The organism is Streptomyces sp. NBC_01506, assembly GCF_045040295.1.
Classification (GTDB): Bacteria; Actinomycetota; Actinomycetes; order Streptomycetales; family Streptomycetaceae; genus Streptomyces.
Window position 1 is genome coordinate 6,707,095 of sequence record NZ_CP109422.1, and the last position, 19,977, is coordinate 6,727,071.

The 19,977-nt window shown below is 70.0% G+C and carries 16 protein-coding genes and 1 tRNA gene; 15 read left to right on the forward strand and 2 right to left on the reverse strand.

From position 1 onward, the window contains the following. Positions 1–93: 93 nt before the first annotated feature. From obgE to OG329_RS30190, 9 genes are all read left to right on the forward strand, one after another. Positions 94–1,530 (forward strand): GTPase ObgE, encoded by a 1,437-nt coding sequence (gene obgE / locus OG329_RS30150; RefSeq protein ID WP_405799546.1) that lies wholly within the window; start codon positions 94–96, stop codon positions 1,528–1,530. Positions 1,531–1,893: 363 nt separating this feature from the next. Next, positions 1,894–3,930: a glycosyltransferase family 4 protein gene (locus OG329_RS30155; RefSeq protein WP_405799547.1), complete on the forward strand. Its 2,037-nt coding sequence runs from the start codon at positions 1,894–1,896 to the stop codon at positions 3,928–3,930. Positions 3,931–4,224: 294 nt separating this feature from the next. Then, a complete protein-coding gene (locus tag OG329_RS30160) occupies positions 4,225–5,727 on the forward strand; it encodes an SDR family NAD(P)-dependent oxidoreductase (RefSeq protein WP_405799548.1) in 1,503 nt (500 codons plus the stop codon). A gap of 140 nt (positions 5,728–5,867) precedes the next feature. Continuing rightward, positions 5,868–8,045, forward strand: a complete 2,178-nt coding sequence (locus OG329_RS30165; protein ID WP_405799549.1) for a hypothetical protein — start codon at positions 5,868–5,870, stop codon at positions 8,043–8,045. A 452-nt stretch (positions 8,046–8,497) separates the two neighbouring features. Then, the gene (gene proB / locus OG329_RS30170; protein WP_405799550.1) at positions 8,498–9,625 is read left to right on the forward strand and encodes a glutamate 5-kinase; all 1,128 of its coding nucleotides are present in this window, start codon (positions 8,498–8,500) and stop codon (positions 9,623–9,625) included. A 144-nt stretch (positions 9,626–9,769) separates the two neighbouring features. Continuing rightward, positions 9,770–10,306 (forward strand): hypothetical protein, encoded by a 537-nt coding sequence (locus OG329_RS30175; RefSeq protein WP_405799551.1) that lies wholly within the window; start codon positions 9,770–9,772, stop codon positions 10,304–10,306. A 171-nt stretch (positions 10,307–10,477) separates the two neighbouring features. Next, positions 10,478–11,770 carry a glutamate-5-semialdehyde dehydrogenase gene (locus tag OG329_RS30180; RefSeq protein WP_405799552.1) on the forward strand — a complete coding sequence of 431 codons (1,293 nt, stop codon included), beginning with the start codon at positions 10,478–10,480 and terminating at the stop codon, positions 11,768–11,770. Positions 11,771–11,841: 71 nt separating this feature from the next. Next, on the forward strand, positions 11,842–12,438 hold the full coding sequence (locus tag OG329_RS30185; protein WP_405799553.1) for a hypothetical protein: 597 nt from the start codon (positions 11,842–11,844) through the stop codon (positions 12,436–12,438). Positions 12,439–12,542: 104 nt separating this feature from the next. After that, complete coding sequence (locus tag OG329_RS30190) at positions 12,543–13,637, forward strand: hypothetical protein (protein ID WP_405799554.1); 1,095 nt, start codon at positions 12,543–12,545, stop codon at positions 13,635–13,637. Positions 13,638–13,662: 25 nt separating this feature from the next. Here OG329_RS30190 and OG329_RS30195 read toward each other — a convergent pair whose 3' ends face one another. Continuing rightward, on the reverse strand, positions 13,663–14,811 hold the full coding sequence (locus OG329_RS30195) for a M48 family metallopeptidase (RefSeq protein ID WP_405799555.1): 1,149 nt from the start codon (positions 14,809–14,811) through the stop codon (positions 13,663–13,665). Positions 14,812–15,006: 195 nt separating this feature from the next. Here OG329_RS30195 and OG329_RS30200 point away from each other — a divergent pair, with 195 nt between their 5' ends. From OG329_RS30200 to OG329_RS30225, 6 genes are all read left to right on the forward strand, one after another. Then, positions 15,007–15,171 (forward strand): hypothetical protein, encoded by a 165-nt coding sequence (locus OG329_RS30200; RefSeq protein WP_405799556.1) that lies wholly within the window; start codon positions 15,007–15,009, stop codon positions 15,169–15,171. Between the two features lie 38 nt (positions 15,172–15,209). Then, positions 15,210–15,854 (forward strand): nicotinate-nucleotide adenylyltransferase, encoded by a 645-nt coding sequence (gene nadD / locus OG329_RS30205; RefSeq protein ID WP_405799557.1) that lies wholly within the window; start codon positions 15,210–15,212, stop codon positions 15,852–15,854. 19 nt (positions 15,855–15,873) lie between these two features. Then, positions 15,874–17,598 carry an LCP family protein gene (locus OG329_RS30210; RefSeq protein WP_405799558.1) on the forward strand — a complete coding sequence of 575 codons (1,725 nt, stop codon included), beginning with the start codon at positions 15,874–15,876 and terminating at the stop codon, positions 17,596–17,598. Between the two features lie 75 nt (positions 17,599–17,673). Then, on the forward strand, positions 17,674–18,105 hold the full coding sequence (gene rsfS / locus OG329_RS30215) for a ribosome silencing factor (protein ID WP_405799559.1): 432 nt from the start codon (positions 17,674–17,676) through the stop codon (positions 18,103–18,105). Continuing rightward, the gene (locus OG329_RS30220) at positions 18,102–18,755 is read left to right on the forward strand and encodes a histidine phosphatase family protein (RefSeq protein ID WP_405802094.1); all 654 of its coding nucleotides are present in this window, start codon (positions 18,102–18,104) and stop codon (positions 18,753–18,755) included. The genes rsfS and OG329_RS30220 overlap by 4 nt, the downstream gene beginning before the upstream one ends. Before the next feature lie 128 nt (positions 18,756–18,883). Beyond that, a tRNA-Ala gene (locus OG329_RS30225) sits at positions 18,884–18,956 on the forward strand. Between the two features lie 48 nt (positions 18,957–19,004). Here OG329_RS30225 and OG329_RS30230 read toward each other — a convergent pair. Next, on the reverse strand, positions 19,005–19,892 hold the full coding sequence (locus OG329_RS30230; protein WP_405802095.1) for a helix-turn-helix transcriptional regulator: 888 nt from the start codon (positions 19,890–19,892) through the stop codon (positions 19,005–19,007). Between the last annotated feature and the right edge of the window lie 85 nt (positions 19,893–19,977).

Below are 19,977 nucleotides of genomic sequence, written 5' to 3' on the forward strand. Positions count from 1 at the left end.
ACTTCCCGTAGGGGAAGCGGGTCCGCCCTTCGCTTGTTGAAACCAATTGAAACCTGTGTACGCAAGACTTTCCGATGTACTGGAGGCACCACCATGACCACCTTCGTGGACCGCGTCGAGCTGCTTGTCGCCGCGGGTAGCGGAGGCCACGGCTGTGCCTCCGTTCACCGTGAGAAGTTCAAGCCGCTCGGCGGCCCGGACGGCGGCACGGGCGGCCGTGGCGGCGATGTCATCCTGGTCGTGGACCAGTCGGTGACCACGCTCCTGGAATACCACCACTCGCCGCACCGCAAGGCCACCAACGGCAGGCCCGGCGAGGGCGCCAACCGTTCCGGCAAGGACGGCCAGGACCTCGTCCTGCCCGTCCCGGACGGCACCGTCGTCCTCGACAAGCGGGGCAACGTGCTCGCCGACCTCGTCGGCCAGGGCACGACCTACGTCGCCGCCGAAGGCGGCCGTGGCGGTCTCGGCAACGCCGCTCTCGCCTCCGCCCGCCGCAAGGCCCCCGGCTTCGCGCTCCTCGGTGAGCCCGGCCGCTCCGGCGATATCGTCCTGGAGCTGAAGACCGTCGCGGACGTCGCGCTCGTCGGCTACCCGAGCGCCGGCAAGTCGTCGCTGATCTCCGTGCTCTCCGCGGCCAAGCCCAAGATCGCCGACTACCCGTTCACGACGCTCGTCCCCAACCTGGGCGTCGTCACCGCGGGTTCGACCGTCTACACCATCGCGGACGTCCCCGGCCTGATCCCGGGCGCCAGCCAGGGCCGGGGTCTCGGTCTGGAGTTCCTGCGCCATGTCGAGCGCTGCTCGGTCCTCGTACACATCCTGGACACCGCCACGCTGGAGTCCGAGCGCGACCCCATCTCCGACCTCGACACGATCGAGGAGGAGCTGAAGCAGTACGGCGGGCTGGACGACCGCCCGCGCATCGCGGTCCTCAACAAGATCGACATCCCGGACGGTCTGGATCTCGCCGAGATGATCCGCCCGGAGCTGGAGGCGCGCGGTCTGCGGGTGTACGAGGTGTCCGCCGTGGCCCGTACCGGCCTCAAGGAGCTGTCCTTCGCGCTCGCCGAGATCATCGCCGCCCAGCGCGCGGCGAAGCCCGTGGAGGAGGCGACCAGGGTCGTCATCCGGCCGAAGGCCGTGGACGACTCGGGCTTCACCGTGTCGCTGGAGGAGGACGGCCTCTACCGCGTACGCGGCGAGAAGCCCGAACGCTGGGTCCGGCAGACCGACTTCAGCAACGACGAGGCGGTCGGCTATCTCGCGGACCGGCTCAGCCGGCTCGGTGTCGAGGGCGAACTGATGAAGGCCGGGGCCCGCTCCGGCGACGGCGTCGCGATCGGTCCCGAGGACGACGCGGTCGTCTTCGACTGGGAGCCGACCGTGATGGCCGGTGCCGAGATGCTGGGGCGGCGCGGCGAGGACCACCGTCTCGAAGTGCCCCGACCGGCCGCCGTACGACGCAGGGACCGGGACGCGGAACGGGACGATGCGGACAAGGAGTACGACGAATTCAAGCCGTTCTAGCGGTGCGAGGGCGGTCGTGGGCCAGTTCGACCAGGTTCGCGTCCGGTTCCGTAAGCGTCGTTTTCGAGCAGTGAACGAGCAGTGACTGTGTGCTGATAGTCGGTTACGTGCCGTCTCGGTCATCGGGGCCGCGGCCCGCTCCCCTCCGGAGCGGGTCGCGGCCTTCGTCATGCGCTCCCACGACGCGCGGGGTGGCCGAAAGCCATCTACGAACATTGAGCGATATGGGCGGAATAATGGGTCATGCGGTTCTTTCCAGGTGCTCGCACAACCGGGTCGCGTGAACCCGTCCGGACCTGAAGGGGAACCAAGGGGAACCCGGGAACGACCGCCCGGGGTTCCACACACCGAACGGAGCGTTGAGTGAAGATCTCCTTTCTCATCCACACCATCTACGGCATCGGCGGCACCATCCGCACCACGCTCAACCTCGCGGAGGAGTTCGCCGACCAGCATGAGGTGGAGATCGTCTCGGTCTTCCGGCACCGGCCCGTCCCGCTCTTCGACGTGGATCCCCGCATCACCCTCGTACCGCTCATCCACACCTGGAAGGAGTCCCCGACGTACGAGAAGGACCATCCGCTCCATCTCCAGCCCGCCGAGCACTTCCCCCGGCACGAGGCGCGCTACCGCGAGTACAGCAAGCTGACCGACGAACGGGTCAGGAACCACTACGCCCACTCGGACGCCGACGTCGTCATCGGGACCCGGCCCGGACTCGCCGCGTACGTCGCCCAGTTCGCCCCCGCGAGCGCCGTGCTCATCGGCCAGGAGCACATGACGTACAACCACCACAAGCCCGCGCTGCGCGACGAGATGTACCAGCACATCGACGCGCTCGACGCCTACGTCACCGTCTCCGAGGGAGACGCCGCCGTCTACCGCGAGCGGATGCCGCTGCCCGCGACCCGGGTGCTCGCCATCTCCAACTCCGTGCCCGAGCCGTCGATCGAGCCGTCCACCGGATCCGGCACCACGATCGTCGCCGCCGGCCGGCTCTCCTCCGAGAAGCAGTACAGCGTGCTTGTCGACGCCTTCGCCAAGGTCGTCGCCGAGCGCCCGCAGTGGGACCTGCGGATCTACGGCGGCGGCCCGGAGAAGGAGAATCTGCGCAAGCAGGTCGACGCGCTGGGCCTCTACAACAGCGTGCGTCTGATGGGCTCGGTCTCGCCCATCGAACCGGAGTGGGCGAAGGGCGCCATCGCCGCGTCCACCTCGCGCCACGAGTCCTTCGGCATGACCCTCGTGGAGGCCATGCGCTGCGGTCTGCCGGTCGTCAGCAGCGACTGCGACTACGGCCCCCGGGAAATCCTCCAGCCCGGCGTGGACGGCCTGTTGGTACCCGTCTCGGACCCCGACGCCGTCGCGCGGGCGCTGATCACCCTCATCGACGACGAGCCGCTGCGCCGCCGGATGAGCGCGGCGGCCGTACGCAACGCCTCACGGTTCGACCCCGGCCAGATCGCCAAGAAGTACGAGGAGCTGTTCGGCGAGCTGGGGACCGTCGCCGCCCAGCGCGCGGCCCTCGGTGACTTCGCGCCGGTCGCCGACTGTGTGGTGGACTCCGGCGGCGCGCTGGCCTTCACCCTCGTCGCCCCGCAGGCCGCCGCGGTCGTGCACGAGGGCCTGAAACTCGTCTGCGTACGCGCCGACATCCGTACGGAGGAGCGCGTTTTCCCGCTGTCCGGCAACGGCACGGTCACGATCGCGGCGGACGCCGAGTTCACCGAGGGCGTGTGGGAGTGCTTCGCCGAACTCCCGGAATCCGGACGGCGGGTACGGATCGCGGCCCGCTCCATCGACCAGCGCGGCGCGATGAGCGCCTGCGAACGCGCGCGCCACGGCGAGCCGGTCCACCATCTCGTCCCGTACGCCACCCGGCCCGGGAAGCTGCTCGCGCTGCGCTCCTGGGTCCGGCCGATCCACGCGGAGGCCGGTGAGATCCGCGTGGAGGGCAAGCGCATCACGCTCGCGGGCGAGCTGTTCGGTGCCGGTGTGATGGCCCCGGAGCCCTCGCTCGTGGTACGCCGACGGGGCAAGGCCGCCGAGGAGTTGACGTACGCGGGCAGCCGGCAGGGGGAGCGCGGCTTCCGCTTCACCTTCCCCGTCTCGGGACCGGCCGGGCGGCAGATCGCCAGGTCGGAGTCGTGGGACCTGCTGCTCAAGTACGCACCGGACGCGGCGCCGGTGAAGGTCGCGCGGGTGCTGGACGATGTCGTGGAGAAGCGGCCGATCTACGAATACCCGGTCACGGAAGTACGTAAGAGCAGGCCCTGGGGACCGTTGCGCAGAGTGGTCCGTAAACTGAGGAGCCGGCCCGCCCAGTGGGTGCGGGTACAGATCATGTACATGGGGACCAACGACCTCGTCGTCAACGTGGCGGACGCACCGCTGAAATAGCGCGGAAACCGCAAAGACGCTGACGAGCGGGGGACCTCCCTTACGCGGCACTTACTTCGCGGCCGGAAAATAGCGGACGCGAAGTAGAGGTCCGGTGGAGGTACATGCCGGGTCGGCGTGCCGATGTGGTGTCGGTCACGCCGTACTTGGCCGGACGCGAGCCCAATCTGGCTGGCCAGAGGGTGAACGGATGGTTTCCTGTGAGTGTGGGGTAACTGGCGTCCGCCTTGCGAGACGGTCACGGAGAGTGCGACCATCACAGCGTTCCCCACTCGTCTCAAGGTAGGTCGTTCTGTGTCTGTGCCGCATGCAGCCCATCCCCGCACCACGGCAGTCGTGCTCGCCGGTGGTACCGGCCAGCGCGTGGGCCTGTCGATCCCCAAGCAGTTGCTGAAGATCGCGGGGAAGGCTGTCATCGAGCACACGCTGTCGATCTTCGAGCAGTCCGACTCGATCGACGACGTGATCGTGCTGATGGCACCGGGTTTCGTGCCCGACGTGGAGAAGATCATCCTCAAGGCCGGTCTCACCAAGGTGACCAAGGTCATCGAGGGCGGCCAGACCCGCAACGAGACCACGGAGCGCGCCATTTCGGCGCTCGGCGAGGGACTCGCCGACGGCGAGGACCGTAACGTCCTGTTCCACGACGCGGTCCGTCCGCTTCTGTCACAGCGCGTCATCAAGGACTGTGTGGACGCGCTCGACCGCTACGACGCCGTCGACGTCGCGATTCCCTCCGCCGACACCATCATCGTGACCCGCACCCACGGCGGCGACGGCGAGTTCATCACCGAGGTCCCCGACCGCTCGCGGCTGCGGCGCGGCCAGACACCGCAGGCGTTCAAGCTGTCCACGATCCGCAAGGCGTACGAGATCGCGGCCGGCGACCCCAACTTCCAGGCCACCGACGACTGTTCGGTGGTCCTGCGCTATCTGCCCGACGTGCCGATCTATGTGGTCGCGGGCGACGAGTACAACATGAAGGTGACGCAGCCGGTCGACGTCTTCATCGCCGACAAGCTGTTCCAGCTCGCCTCCACCGCCGCCCCCGTCCAGGCGGACGAGGCGGCCTACCGCGAGCTGCTGTCCGGCAAGACGCTGGTGGTCTTCGGCGGTTCGTACGGCATCGGCGCCGACATCGCGTCCCTCGCCGAGCGGTACGGCGCGAACGTGTACGCGCTGGGCCGCTCCACCACCGGCACCCATGTCGAGAACCCGGAGCATGTGGACGACGCGCTGTCGAAGGCGTACTCGGCGACCGGCCGGATCGACTACGTGATCAACACGGCGGGCGTGCTGCGTATCGGCAAACTGGCCGAGACGGACAACACGACGATCCAAGAAGCGCTGAACGTCAACTATCTGGCGCCCGTCCAGATCGCCCGCGCCTCGTACAAGTATCTGGCCGAGACCAGGGGCCAACTGCTCCTGTACACATCGAGCAGCTACACCCGAGGCCGCGCCGAATACAGCCTCTATTCCTCCACCAAGGCGGCCATGGTGAATCTCACCCAGGCCCTCTCGGACGAATGGGCGGGGGACGGCATCCGGGTGAATTGCGTCAATCCGGAACGGACCGCGACGCCGATGCGTACGAAAGCGTTCGGTGTCGAGCCCGCCGGCTCGCTGCTCTCCTCCGAGGCCGTGGCCCGTACGTCGCTCGACGTTCTGCTGTCCGAGCTGACCGGTCATGTGATCGACGTACGTCAGCAGGACCCGACCCGGGAGGCATCCACCGCCGGGTCGGGATTCGAGCAGGCGCTGGCCTCGGTCCTTGACCGTCAGGAAGATGTGTAATAATTCTCCACAAGTTTGTATTTACGGGCCTTTGTGTTCACCTTTCGGTGAATTGCAGAGGCCCGTGTGCGTGAAGCCCCGGCTTCACAATTCCCGCTAACTGTGAAATAACCGGCACCCTCTCCTGGAGCAGGTTCTTCGTGATTTCGACCGCCATCCGCCTGGCCCGCGTGGGCAGCCGAGCCGAGCTGGCCGCGGCCGCCCTGCTGGGGCTGGGATACCCGTGCGTCATGCTCGCAGCGCTGATCCCGAACCTCTGGTTCTTCGCGGCGGCCTGCGCCGTGACCTACGGCGCGGACCGATTCCTGCATCAGCGCAACAGCTATCTCATCAACCGGCTCAACAAGGTCCGGGCCGGCCTCTCGATCCGCTTCCTGGTGCGCCAGTTGCTGCTCGTGCTGCTCCTGGCCCGGATGGACCTGGCCGAACAGCCCCTGTTCTACGCGGCGGTCGCCGGTTTCCTGCTGTTCTACGGCCTCCAGGCACCCCAGGGCGCGCTGGCGACCCTGATCCGGCTGCGCCGCGGCATGCCGGTCGTCGCCCGCAACGTGGACCTGCACGCCCTGCGTATCCCGGACGCCCCGCCGGAGTATCTGGTGAACCGGTCCGCCGAGAAGATGCTCCACCTCGACGTGTTCGCGATCGCCGGTCTGCTGGTCGCCGCCCAGACCGGCACCGACGCGTACGGCTACGCGGGCCTCGGCGTCACTCTCGTCCTCGGCGCGATCTACATCCTGCTGCTCGTGCCCTACCTGCGCCGCAGCCGCCGCGTGCCCACGCCGCCGGTGGTCCTCGGCGCCGTCGACAACTGGCTGCGGGAGTACCAGCCTTCGGTGATCCTGTACTTCTCCGGCTCCAAGGAGTCCGCCTACCAGGTCAACATGTGGCTGGAGACCCTGGAGCAGTCCGAGGGCCGGCCGCTGGTCGTGCTGCGCGAGCGGGCCATCATGACCCAACTCGCCCCGACCTGGCTGCCGGTGCTCTGCGTCCCCGGCGGTACGCACCTGATGAACCTCGACCTGTCGTCGGTCGAGGTCGCGCTGTACGCGGCCAACGTCGGCAAGAACATCCACCTGCTGCGCGTGCCGACCATGAAGCACGTCTTCATCGGCCACGGCGACAGCGACAAGATCGCCAGCGTCAACCCGTTCAGCAAGGTGTACGACGAGGTGTGGACGGCCGGCCGGGCCGGGCGCGACCGGTACGCGCTGGCCGACGTCGGCGTCCGTGACGACGACATCGTCGAGGTGGGCCGCCCGCAGCTCGCGCCGATCAAGACCGGCTCGGGCACGCCGGGCCGCCCCGTCCCGACGATCCTGTACGCCCCCACCTGGGAGGGCTGGGACGACAACCCCGGCAACACCTCGCTCCTGCTGGCCGGCGAGAACATCGTCAAGAAGCTGCTGAAGGCCGAGAAGCCGGTCCGGGTCATCTACAAGCCGCATCCGTTCACCGGCATCCGCGACAAGAAGGCCAAGGCCGTCCACGACCGGATCACCGCCATGGTCGACGCGGCGAACGTGACACGCGCCGCCGAGCCCCGCTGGGCGAAGGAGGTCGCCGAGGCGCAGGCCGGACAGAGCGCCGCGCGCGCCGAGTTGACCCGTATCGAGGGCCAACTGGCCGCGCTCACCGCCCCCGGCCGCTCCGGCGGCGACGAGTCGGAGGAGTCGCGCGTCTCGCTCGCCGACCCGGAGCGCCTGGACCGGGCGAAGGCCCTGCGGGCCGAGTGGAACGACGCGTACTGGCGCACCTTCGGCTGGTGGGAGCACAAGGTCGTGACGGGCGCGGAGCCCAAGCTGTACGACTGCTTCAACCAGTCCGACGGCATGGTTTCGGACATCTCCAGCGTGGTGTCGGACTTCATCGCGAGCGGCAAGCCGTACGCCGTGACGGACTCGGCGCAGCTCGGCGTCGAGGAGTTCAAGCGGCAGAACACCGCCGTACGGGCCGCTGTCGTCCTGTCCAACAGCGCGGCGGAGCTGGACGAGCTGCTGACGGCGGTCGCCGATCCGGCGGCCGACCAACTGGCTTCGGCCAGGCGCGAGTTGAAGTCGTATCTGCTCGGGCCCGACGAGCCGACGTCGATCGAGCAGTTCAACGCCGCCGTGGCCGCGCTGGGCGCCAAGGCCGTGGCCCGTAACGCGGGCGTACGGCAGCGGCTGAGCGCCCAGGAGCAGCCCGGCGCGGAGCCGGAGCGCGAGCCGGCCGCCGACCCCGAGGCGGAGGGCGCGGTGGCGGAGGGCGCGGTGGCGCAGGCGCCGCCCTCGGCGGACGCCGAGGAGCCGAACGGCGCCGAGGCCCCGGTCGCCCGCTGAGACCGGCACACCGGCGTGTACGGCCCGGACGACCCCTCGCAGGGGGGCCGCTCCGGGCCGTCGCCACGTCCGGGCGGGTTCACGGGTGCGTGGGTGCGTGGGCCGCCGGGCAGTGCCTGCCACCTCGCGCACCCCGGCGGGCCGACCGTACGTCCGGAGGCGTACGCCCCCGGACAGCTCGCGCGCCGGGCGCGTCGCGAGTGCCGACACGTTCACGCAGCTCCGCAGGTCCGGCACGACGCCTGGAGGCGTACCCCCTACTCGGCGCGGCGGCGTACCGGCGGACTCGCGGGTACGTAGGTACGCGCCGTGTGCGCCGCCCGGCGCACCCCGGCAGGCCGGCCGTACAGGCGCGGGCGTACGACCCGTACCCGCCCGGCGGGCGGAACCCGCCCTGTCCAGCGCGTGAAACGACCGCGCGCCGCCGCCGTCCGCTGGCATAGATTCGCCGCGTGACAGTGGTAAGGCAGTACGTAACGGAAGCCCGCAGGATCGTCGTCAAGGTCGGCTCCTCCTCGCTCACCACCGCCTCCGGCGGGCTCGACGCCGACCGCGTCGACGCCCTGGTCGACGTACTCGCCAAGGCCCGTAGCGGCGGCGAGAAGGAGATCGTCCTCGTCTCCAGCGGCGCCATCGCCGCCGGCCTCGCCCCGCTCGGCCTCGCCCGCCGCCCACGCGACCTCGCCCGCCAGCAGGCGGCGGCCAGCGTCGGACAGGGGCTGCTCGTCGCCCGCTACGCCTCGTCCTTCGCGCGCTACGGGCTGCGCGTCGGCCAGGTCCTGCTCACCACCGACGACACCAGCCGCCGCTCGCACTACCGCAACGCCTACCGCACCCTCGACCAACTGCTCACCATGGGCACCGTCCCGGTCGTCAACGAGAACGACACCGTGGCCACCGAGGAGATCCGCTTCGGCGACAACGACCGGCTGGCCGCGCTCGTCGCCCATCTCGTCCGCGCCGACCTGCTCGTCCTGCTCTCGGACGTCGACGGCCTGTACGACGGCGACCCCGGCAAGCCGGGCACCTCACGTATCGCGCGCGTCGACGGCCCCGCCGACCTGGTCGGCGTCTCCATGGGCAGCGCGGGCAAGGCCGGACTGGGCACCGGCGGCATGGTCACCAAGGTCGAGGCGGCCAGGATCGCCGCCGCCGCCGGCATCCCCGTCGTCCTCACGTCGGCCGGGCGCGCGGGCGACGGACTCGCCGGGCGTGACACGGGCACGTACTTCGGCCGAACCGGACGCCGCTCGGCCGACCGGCTGCTCTGGCTCGCCCACGCGTCCACGCCCCAGGGCGCCCTGACCCTCGACGACGGCGCCGTACGGGCCGTCGTGGAGCGCCGCACGTCACTCCTGCCGGCCGGGATCGCCGCGGTCGAGGGCGAGTTCAGCGCGGGCGACCCGGTCGAGCTGCGTGACACCGCCGGCCGGGCCGTGGCCCGCGGTCTGGTCAACTTCGACGCCAAGGAGATCCCCCAGCTCCTCGGCCGTTCCACCCGGGATCTGGCCCGGGATCTGGGGCCCGCTTACGAGCGGGAGGTCGTACACAGGGACGATCTGGTCATCCTGCATCCCTGACTTCCCCTGAAACGGCTGAAAGTCCGGTTTTTTGGAAGGGACCTTTACCGAAAGCACCCCATGCCCCGTCCCGGGCTGGTCAACTTTGTCTCAGGGGTACGAGGCGGGGTAGCAGTAGGACGACGCAGCAACAGGAGGCCGCCGGTGAGACGAACGCGCCCGGGGGCGGGGTCCCTCGGGTCAGGAGGAGGCACCTTGCACGCCCGGAGGGCCGCGGGGGAAGAGCGGACGCTGACCAGCGTCGGAGCGGGGCCGGACTTCGACGGCTTCGACGACTTCGACGACGTCCAGGATCCGGGCACGTCCCGGAAGGCACAGTCGCGCGGCGAGGACCGCGCGGTGTCGAAGCTGTGGCACATCACGCTCAGCGTGTCGGGTTCCGAGGCGCCGCTCACCGAGGTCAGACGGGGCCTCGAACAGCTCGCCCACGACCATCCGTTCCTGCTCACCAGCAGGTACGCGAACGACCACGCGGAGATCCGCTACTGGGAAGAGGCCAGGGATCTGCACGACGCGGCGGCGGTCGCGCTACGGCTGTGGGGGGAGCACCGCTCGAGCGCCAAGCTGCCGCCGTGGGAGATCGTCGGTCTCGAGGTCATCGACCGGGAGACCTACCACCTGCGTATCGCGGAGGGTTACGGCCCGCCGCCGGCCGCGCCGGTGGGAGTCCACCCGTTCTGACCGAGGAGACCGCGTCGTACGGCCATGTCCTACGTACTACGAGACGGTCGCGTCGCACGGCCGTGCCGTACGCGCGTCCTACCGCCGCGCCATTACACCTCGGAGGCCGCGGCCGTCTCGTAGTACGGGATACGGAGGAAGTGCCCGCAGCACGCGCATTACTCTGCGGGCATGACCTCGCTCTCGCCGTACGACAACCTGACACCGGTCACCAGGACCGCCTACCGCGCCCGCTCGGCAGCCGCGGATCTCGCTCCACTGCCGCGCTCGGTCAAGGACGACGCGCTGCTGGCGATCGCCGACGCCCTCGAGGTCCGTACGCAGGAGATCATCAAGGCGAACGGCGAGGACGTCGAGCGTGCCAGGGAAGCGGGCACCGGCGAGGCGATCATCGACCGGCTGACCCTCACCCCCGAGCGCGTGCGCGCGATCGCCGCCGACGTACGGGACGTGGCCGCGCTGCCCGACCCGGTCGGCGAGGTGGTGCGCGGCTCGACGCTCCCCAACGGGATCGATCTGCGCCAGGTGCGCGTCCCGCTGGGCGTGGTCGGGATCATCTACGAGGCCCGGCCCAACGTCACCGTGGACGCGGCGGCGCTGTGCCTGAAATCCGGCAACGCCGTACTGCTGCGCGGCTCGTCCTCCGCGTACTCCTCCAACACCGCGCTCGTGCGCGTGCTGCGCGACGCCGTCGGCGGGGCCGGGCTGCCGGCCGACGCCGTCCAGCTCGTGCCCGGCGAGAACCGTGACTCCGTACGCGAGTTGATGCGCGCCCGCGGTCTGGTCGACGTACTGATCCCGCGCGGCGGCGCCTCGCTGATCCGCACCGTCGTGGAGGAGTCCACCGTCCCCGTCATCGAGACCGGCACCGGCAACTGCCATGTGTACGTGGACGCCGAGACCGACCTCGACATGGCCGTCGAGATCCTCATCAACTCCAAGGCACAGCGCCCGAGTGTCTGCAACGCCGCAGAAACGCTTCTCGTCCACCAGGACATCGCCGCCGCGTTCCTGCCGCGCGCGCTCGACGCGCTCGCCGACGCCGGCGTCACCGTGCACGCCGACGAGCGGGTGCTGGAGTTCGCGCAGGCGGCGGGCGGTACGAAGGCCACCGTCGTGGCGGCGACCGCCGAGGACTGGGAGACCGAGTATCTGTCGTACGACATCGCCGCCGCCGTGGTCGACTCGCTGGACGCGGCCGTCGCCCACATCCGGCTCTGGTCCTCCGGCCACACCGAGGCGATCGTCACCACCTCGCAGGCGGCGGCCCGCCGGTTCACCCAGTTGGTCGATTCCACGACGGTCGCGGTCAATGTGTCGACGCGGTTCACGGACGGCGGCCAGTTCGGCTTCGGCGCCGAGATCGGCATCTCCACACAGAAGCTGCACGCGCGGGGACCGATGGGGCTGCCGGAGCTGACGTCGACCAAGTACATCGTCACGGGCGACGGTCACACACGGTAGTTCTGTGGGGGAATCCGAGGGAATCTCCGCTGTCTCTGCCGAAAACGCCCGCCCCGGTCTACTCTGAGAAGGTGCCGGACGACGTGGGGGGCAAGCCGTTCCCGGACGGCTGGGAGCCCGACGACGACCGCGGAGGCGCGGACGAGGACTTCGCCTCCGTGGTGTTCGACGAGGACTTCATCCGGTCCGCACCCGTTCATGAACCGACCGCCGTGGAGCGGCTGCTGGCCGCCGCGCAGGCGCGGGCCGATGCCGAGGCGGCCCGCGCCCGCGCGTACGGCGGCTCGTCCGACGACGACCGCTACGAGGACGGGTTCGGCCCGGCGGGCGCGTACGCCGACCGACGGCCCTACGGCGCCTCGTACGACCCGGACGACCCGCACGGCGACTTCGGCCCGTACGGACGCCACGGCGGCGCTCTGCGCCCCTACCGGGGCAGCGCCCGCTGGCACCGGCCCGTCGCCTGGATCCTCGCCGTGGTGATGGGCATCGGGATGGTCGCCCTCGCGTTCACCGCCGTCTACCGAGGCGCCTCGGGCAACCGCCAGGACCGGGTCCCGCCGCCCGCCACGACCGGCGTCGACGCGCCGCACGGCGCGGGCGGTCCGGCGGCCTCGAGCCAGTATTCGGTCCCCGAGGTCTCCGCCGTTCCGCGCGGCGGTCCCTGACCCTCGTGGCCCCGCCGGAGAGCGCTGTGACGCTCCGTCGCGGGTGTCGCTCCCGAGGACGCCGTCCGCGTTTATGTTCGGCCCCGCCGACCTAACCTGAAGGTATGGCAGCGCGCGGAGACCCACCCGAGGGCACGCCTGACGGAACGCCGGGCGGTGGCGAGGACGAATACCGGTCCGTCGTCTTCGACGAATCGTTCATCCGAGCTGCCCGGCTACAGGAGTTCTCCGCCCGGGAGCGCATGGGCGACCACTCCCACGCCGTACGCCGACGGGACCCCGCCGAGAGGCCCGGCGCGGGCTCGCTGACCCCCCGCAAGGGATCGCTCCAGGTGCTGCTGCTGGTGCTGGTGATCGCCGTGGCCTTCGGCACCGCCGTCTACGTCGGTGTCCGGCCCCCGTACCGGCCGGCGATCACCCGTTCGGCGGAACCGCTGCGTATGACGGTCATTCCGCTCGCCCCGGCCGGCGCGGTGCCGGGCGGGCCCCCCGAGAGCCTGCTGCGGCAGAGCCCCGCGGCGAAGTTCGCCACGGGCGCCTCGGGGATCCCGCTGCCCCTGGCCCGGCGCACACCGAACTTCACGGAGAACGAGGTGATGACCGCGCTGACCACCGCCAAGGACTATCTCGTCGCCTCGTCCCTCGATCCGGACGTCCTGTCCGGCGCCCAGCGGCGCACGGTGCGGGCGATGGTGGATCCGGGGCAGCTCGCCCAGTTCGACGCGAGCTTCACCAACCCGGCCGACGACGGCAGACACGCGCCGGCGGGCTGGCTGGTGCGCTTCGACGCGGCGAAGGTGGCGATGGCCGCCCCGGCCGTACACGTACGGGGCACGCTGCGGTTCGCGGAGTCGGCGGCCGGCACGATCGACGTGCTGTCGGACCACACCTTCGTCTACGCGCTGCGCCCGGCCGGGCAGCCGGCGGGGCAGGACGCGTCGCTGTTCACCGTCCGCCGGACACTGCACTTCCGCTTCGACCGCGAGGATCTGGCCAGACACCGGGCCGAGTTGCTGACCAGCCAGGTCCAGGCGGGACCGCAGGCGTGCTCGACCGGCGCGTCGAGCACGCTGCTACCGCTGCTGGCCGGCGGCAGGGCGAAACCCACGGGCCCGGCCGGCACCGATCCGTACGCGACGGGGCCGCCCACCGCCGGGCTGTGCGGGGTACTGGACAGCCGCGCGCTGCCCGGCGGTTAGAGCCCCGGGGCGTGTCTCGCGGCGGCTAGTTGCCGTCGCTGTCGTCCGCCGGCCGGCTGCCGTTGCCGTCGCCGCCACTGCCGCCCTCGCCGCCGTTGCTGCCGCTGCCGCGGCTGTTGCCCGGCGAACCGGCGCCCGTGAACCTGTCCCGGAGCTTGCCGCCCAGATCGCCCGCGCCGCCCGCGATGTCGCCGACCAGCTTCATCAGCGGGTCCTTGCTGGTGCGGACCGTGTCCGCGTAGTGCGAGGCGGAGTCGCGGATCGAGTCGCTGACGGACGTGTCCTTGTCCTCCGTACGACGCGGGTAGTGCCCGTCCATGATCCGCTGGAACTCGCGGCTCTCGCCCCACTTCTTCAGCTCGGCGGCGCGCACCGTCGTGAACGGGTGCGTACGCGGCAGGACGTTGAGGATCTTGAGCACGGAGTCGCGCAGGTCGCCCCCCGCCTCGTACTCCGCCGCCTGCTCCAGGAACGCGTCGACGTTCATCTCGTGCAGATGGTTGCCGCCCGCGATCTTCATCAGACCGCGCATCGACGCCTGCGCGTCCTGGCCGACCAGCAGCCCCGCGCGGTCCGCCGACAGCTCCGACTTGCGGAACCACTCGCGCAGCGCCGACACGATCGCCATGATCGCGACATTGCCGAGCGGGATCCAGGCGACCTTGAGCGCGAGATTCGTCAGGAACAGCAGGATCGTGCGGTAGACGGAGTGCCCGGACAGCGCGTGGCCCACCTCGTGGCCGACGACCGCCCGCATCTCCTCCTCGTCCAGCAGCTCCACCAGACCCGTGTTGACCACGATGATCGGCTCGTCGAGACCGATGCACATCGCGTTGGGCATGGGATTCTGCGCGACGTACATCGTGGGGACCTTCTCCAGGTCCAGGATGTAACAGGCGTCCAGCAGCATCGTGTGCAGATGCGCGAACTGCACGTCGCTGACCCGCACCGAGTCGGAGAGGAAGAGGAGCCGCAGACTGCGCTCCGGCAGCAGCGCGCTCATCGCCTTGAAGACCGTGTCGAAACCGCTCAGCTTGCGCAGCGCGACCAGGGCCGAGCGGTCCGCCGGATGTTCGTACGCACGTGAGGAGATACCGGGGAAGCGCTTGCGCTGCCTGCTCGGCACATTCTCGTGACTGGCTGCCTCGTGCGCCTCGTGGCTGTCATCGGTCATGGAAATCCCCTGTTCGTACGAGTCGTCGGCTCGTCCCCCTGACAGCCCCCACCGTATGCGGTGCCGCTACGGTTGTGCGTGGGCCGCGGTGCGCCGTCGCCGGGACAACGTCCGAGTCGGCGTGAGCGTGCCCGGTGGGCCCGCATACGATGTGCCGCGAAGTCTCCGCTCCCGATGGAATAGGTCCTGCCGAAGATGAGCCTTTACAGCACCGCAGCCAACCTGGTCACCGTCGCCGCAGAGGGCGGCGAGCACAGCGGCAACCACGACAGCCTCAGCGCGTACCTCACCGGCGGTGGGGCGCTGTTCGCGCTGCTTCTGGCGCTGTGGATCACCACCCGCTTCAACCGCGACCGCTGAGACGGAGCCGTAACGCCGTGCCAGTAGGCTCAGCGGGCATGGGAGAGCGGAAAGTGCCGATCAGCGCCCGTTCCGCGTCCGGTCCCGCGCGTGGCGCCAGGCGCCGTCTCGGCGTGATGGGCGGGACGTTCGACCCGATCCACCACGGGCACCTGGTGGCGGCCAGCGAGGTGGCCGCGCTGTTCGACCTCGACGAGGTGGTGTTCGTACCGACGGGACAGCCGTGGCAGAAAAGCCAGGCGGCGGTCTCCCCGGCCGAGGACCGCTATCTGATGACGGTCATCGCGACGGCCTCCAACCCGCAGTTCTCGGTCAGCCGTATCGACATCGACCGTGGCGGCAAGACCTACACCACCGATACGCTGCGGGATCTGCGCTCCCTGCACGGCGACGCGGATCTGTTCTTCATCACCGGGGCGGACGCCCTGTCCCAGATTCTCAGTTGGCGGGACGCCGAGGAACTGTTCGCACTGGCCCACTTCATCGGTGTCACCCGGCCCGGACACGATCTGACGGACGACGGACTGCCCAAGGGCGGCGTCTCGTTGGTGGAGGTGCCCGCGCTGGCGATCTCGTCGACCGACTGCCGGGGAAGGGTCGCGCAGGGCGATCCGGTCTGGTATCTGGTGCCGGACGGTGTGGTGCGCTACATCGACAAGCGCCAGTTGTACCGAGGCGAATGAGCCACGGAGAGGGGCACCGGTGAACGACCAGCAGCCGTACGACCCGTATTACCCGCAGCCGCAGATCGTGGGCTACGACGAGTACGGGCAGCCGGTGTATCAGCAACAACAGCACCAGCAGCAGGAACCACAGCAACAACAGCCGCCTCAGGCGCAGCAGTACGACCCGTACGCGCAGCAACAGCAGCAGGACCAGCAGACTCAGCAGGGATACGGCTACGACCCGTACGGCGGGCAGCAGGCTCCGTACGACCCGTACGCCCAGCAGCAACAGCAACAGCAGGGTTACGGCTACGACACCGGCCAGCAGCCGGCGGCCGTCGACACCACGCAGTGGAACATTCCGCAGCAACAGCAACAGCAACAGCACCAACAGCAGCCGCATCAGCAGCAGTCGGCGCCGGTCGAAGAACCCGCACCCGCCTCCGCACCCGCCCCGGCCCCCGAGCCCGCCGTCCCCGGCCAGCGGCGCTCCGCGCCCGACGGTGAGTACAAGACCGAGCAGTTCTCCTTCATAGAGGAGCCGGACGCCGACTCCGAAGACGTCATCGACTGGCTGAAGTTCACCGAAAGCCGCTCCGAGCGCCGCGAGGAGGCCCGCCGCCGTGGCCGCAGCCGCGTCGTCGCGCTGGTCGTCGTCATGGCGCTGGTGGTCGCCGGCGGCGTCGGCTACCTCTGGTACGCGGGCAAGCTGCCCGGCTTCTCGGCCGACGAGAAGAAGGACAACACCGTCACCGGGCCGCAGAAGCGCGACGTGATCATGGTGAATCTGCACAACACGAAGAACAAGGACACCTCCACGGCGCTGCTCGTCAACAACTCCACGACCAAGCAGGGCACCACCGTCCTGCTGCCCAACTCCCTCGCCGTGGCCGACGGGGAGACCGGCACCACCGGCACCCTCGCCAAGTCCCTCGCCGACAGCGGCTCGCAGGGCACACGCGACTCCGTCGACACCCTGCTCGGCACCAAGATCTCCGGCACCTGGCGGCTCGACACCCCGTATCTGGAGAATCTGGTCGAGCTGGTCGGCAACATCGACATCACCACGAACGCCGAGGTCCCCGCCGCCAAGAAGGGCGAGGACCCGCTGGTCACCAAGGGCGAGGAACAGACGCTGAACGGGCCGGCGGCCGTCGCGTACGCCACCTACCTCGCGTCCGGCGAGTCCGAGGTGAAGCAGTTGGAGCGCTTCGGCGCGGTCATGCAGGGCGTCCTGCGGAAGATCTCGGACGACCCGAAGGGCGCGACGATCACCGTCGAGACCCTGGCGCAGATCCTCGAACCGCCGATGACCGAGCAGGACCTGGGCGCCGCACTGGCGAACCTCGCGGCGCACGCCAAGGTCGGCGACTACAAGACGACCGTCCTGCCCGTCGCGGAGGACGGCACCCTTGGTGAGAAGGCGACCGAGACCGTCGTCAAGGACATCCTCGGCGGCACCGTCAGCGCCCCCGAGCAGGGCGCCGCACTGCGGGTCAGTGTGAAGAACGCCACGGGCGACAAGGCGGACAGGGACGCCGCCCGGGTCTCGATCATCAACGGCGGCTATGCCTTCGTGGACGGCGGTACGGCCGATCCGGCCGCGTCGTCACAGGTCACCTACAGCGACACGAAGAACAAGGCACAGGCGGAAGAGGTCGCCAAGACGCTCGGGCTGCCGGTGAGCGCGGTCAAGAAGGACAAGGCCCTGCCCAACGCCGATGTCTCGGTCACCCTCGGTGGGGACTACGAAAGCGGCTGATCACAAGGCTGCGTCTGCTTGTCGGCGGTCCGTGAGACCCTGGGGGTCTCCAGACCGCCGACGAAAGCATCGCCTGTGACCGCCACGGACCGCTCCATCGAGCTCATCAACGCCGCCGCCCAGGCGGCGGCAGACCGGCTCGCGCACGACATCATCGCGTACGACGTCAGTGACGTGCTGTCGATCACCGACGCGTTCCTGCTCGCCTCCGCTCCCAACGACCGTCAGGTCAAGTCGATCGTGGACGAGATCGAGGAGCGTCTCCAGAAGGAGCTCGGCGCCAAGCCCGTGCGCCGTGAGGGCGACCGCGACGCCCGCTGGATCCTCCTGGACTACGTCGACATCGTGATCCACGTCCAGCACAGCGAGGAGCGGGTCTTCTACGCGCTCGAGCGCCTCTGGAAGGACTGCCCGGAGCTGCCGCTGCCGGAGGACGCCGTCAAGACCCGTGACAAGGGCGCCGAGCACGCGGACGTGAACGGCTCCATGGAAGGTGAGCTGAGCTGAACGGCGGCAAGGGCGGCAGAGGCCGCCGCGTCATCCTGTGGAGGCACGGCCAGACGTCCTGGAATCTGGAGCGCCGCTTCCAGGGCACGACGGACATCGAGCTGACGGCGGACGGTGTCGCGCAGGCGCGTCGCTCCGCCCGGCTGCTGGCGTCGCTGCGGCCGGACGCGATCGTCGCCTCCGACCTCCAGCGCGTCGTGGCCACGGCCAACGAGCTGGCCACCCTGACCGGGCTCCCCGTCAGTTACGACTCCGCGCTGCGCGAGACCTACGCGGGCGCCTGGCAGGGCCTGACCCACGAGGAGATCGTGGAGCGGTTCGGCGAGCAGTATCAGGCGTGGAAGCGCGGCGAGCCCGTACGGCGCGGGGGCGGCGAGCTGGAGACCGAGGTCGCCGACCGGGCCGCGCCCGTCGTGCTCCACCACGCGGACAAGCTCCCCGACAACGGCACGCTCGTCGTGGCCAGCCACGGCGGCACGATCCGCACCACGATCGGCCGGCTGCTCGGTCTCGAGGCGCACCACTGGGAAGGGCTCGGCGGGCTCTCCAACTGCTGCTGGTCCGTCCTGGGCGAGGGCGCGCGGGGCTGGCGTCTTCAGGAGCACAACGCGGGGACGCTCCCCGAGCCGGTGCTCGGCGACGACGACTGACCGGCGCCCCCGGATGCCTGCCGCGGGCCGTAGGACCGCGCCAGGAGCCTGCCGGACGTGATTTCACTTTCCGGCGGGCCGCAGGCTAAAGTTCTTCTTGTTCACAGCGCGGAGCGCTACGGACATGAGGGGCTATAGCTCAGTTGGTAGAGCGCCTGCATGGCATGCAGGAGGTCAGGAGTTCAATTCTCCTTAGCTCCACAGGTCTCCTCAGTTCCACAAGCACCACACTCCGACATCCCGTCCTCGTCACGAGGGCGGGATTTCTTGTGATGGGCGCAGTTTCCGCAGGGCCGCCGTCCGGTCCCGGCTCTCCTCGTCGTCCGGTGTGTAGACCACGATCCGGCAGTCCGGCATTCCGTCGATCGACAGCGACACCGACGTCATCCGTATCTCACCGACCGCCTCGTGCCGGAACGTCTTCACCCGGGGGCCGGGCGGCACCACGTCCCCGCTCGACCACAGCTCCGCGAAGTACGGGCTGGCCGCCGACAGGCGCCGTACGAACGACTCCCACGCGGGCTCGCCCACATGCCGTCCGTACGCGCCGCGCAGCGTCGCCACCATCACCGGCAGCTCCACGTCCCGGAAGACCAGCGGACAGTCAGGCTCGGGCACGGCGAAGAGCATCCACAGCACATTGCGCACCCCGATGTCCCGCAGCACCTGGAGATCGAAGAGATCCCGGTAGGCGGCGTTGGCGGTCAGGATGTCGTAGCGCGCGTTGTAGACGACGGCCGGATGCGGGTCCAGCGCGTCGACGATGCCCTGCACCTCGGCGTCGACGGCGTGCGTGTCGGCCTCCCGGTCCGGCGCGTACGGCACCCGGGCCAGTTGGTAGAGATGCTCGCGCTCGCTCTGGTCGAGCCGCAGCGTGCGCGCCACCGCGTCCAGCACCTGCGCCGACGCGTTGATGGGACGGCCCTGCTCCAGCCACGTGTACCAGGTCACCCCGACACCGGAGAGCTGGGCGACCTCCTCGCGCCGCAGACCCGGGGTGCGGCGGCGCAGCCCCGGCGGCATACCGACGTCCGCCGGTGTGACCCGCGCCCGGCGGCTGCGGAGGAAGGCCGCCAACTCGGGTCTGCGCCGCCGGCCCGTCACCCGTGCCATCGCCATCGTCGTCACGCCCCCCATCGTGCGGTGCCCGCCCCGCTGTTGCCAGGTGCTGTCAGTACCCGTGTCGGGGGGCTCTCGGTCCCCGTGTCCGAACCGGGTGAGG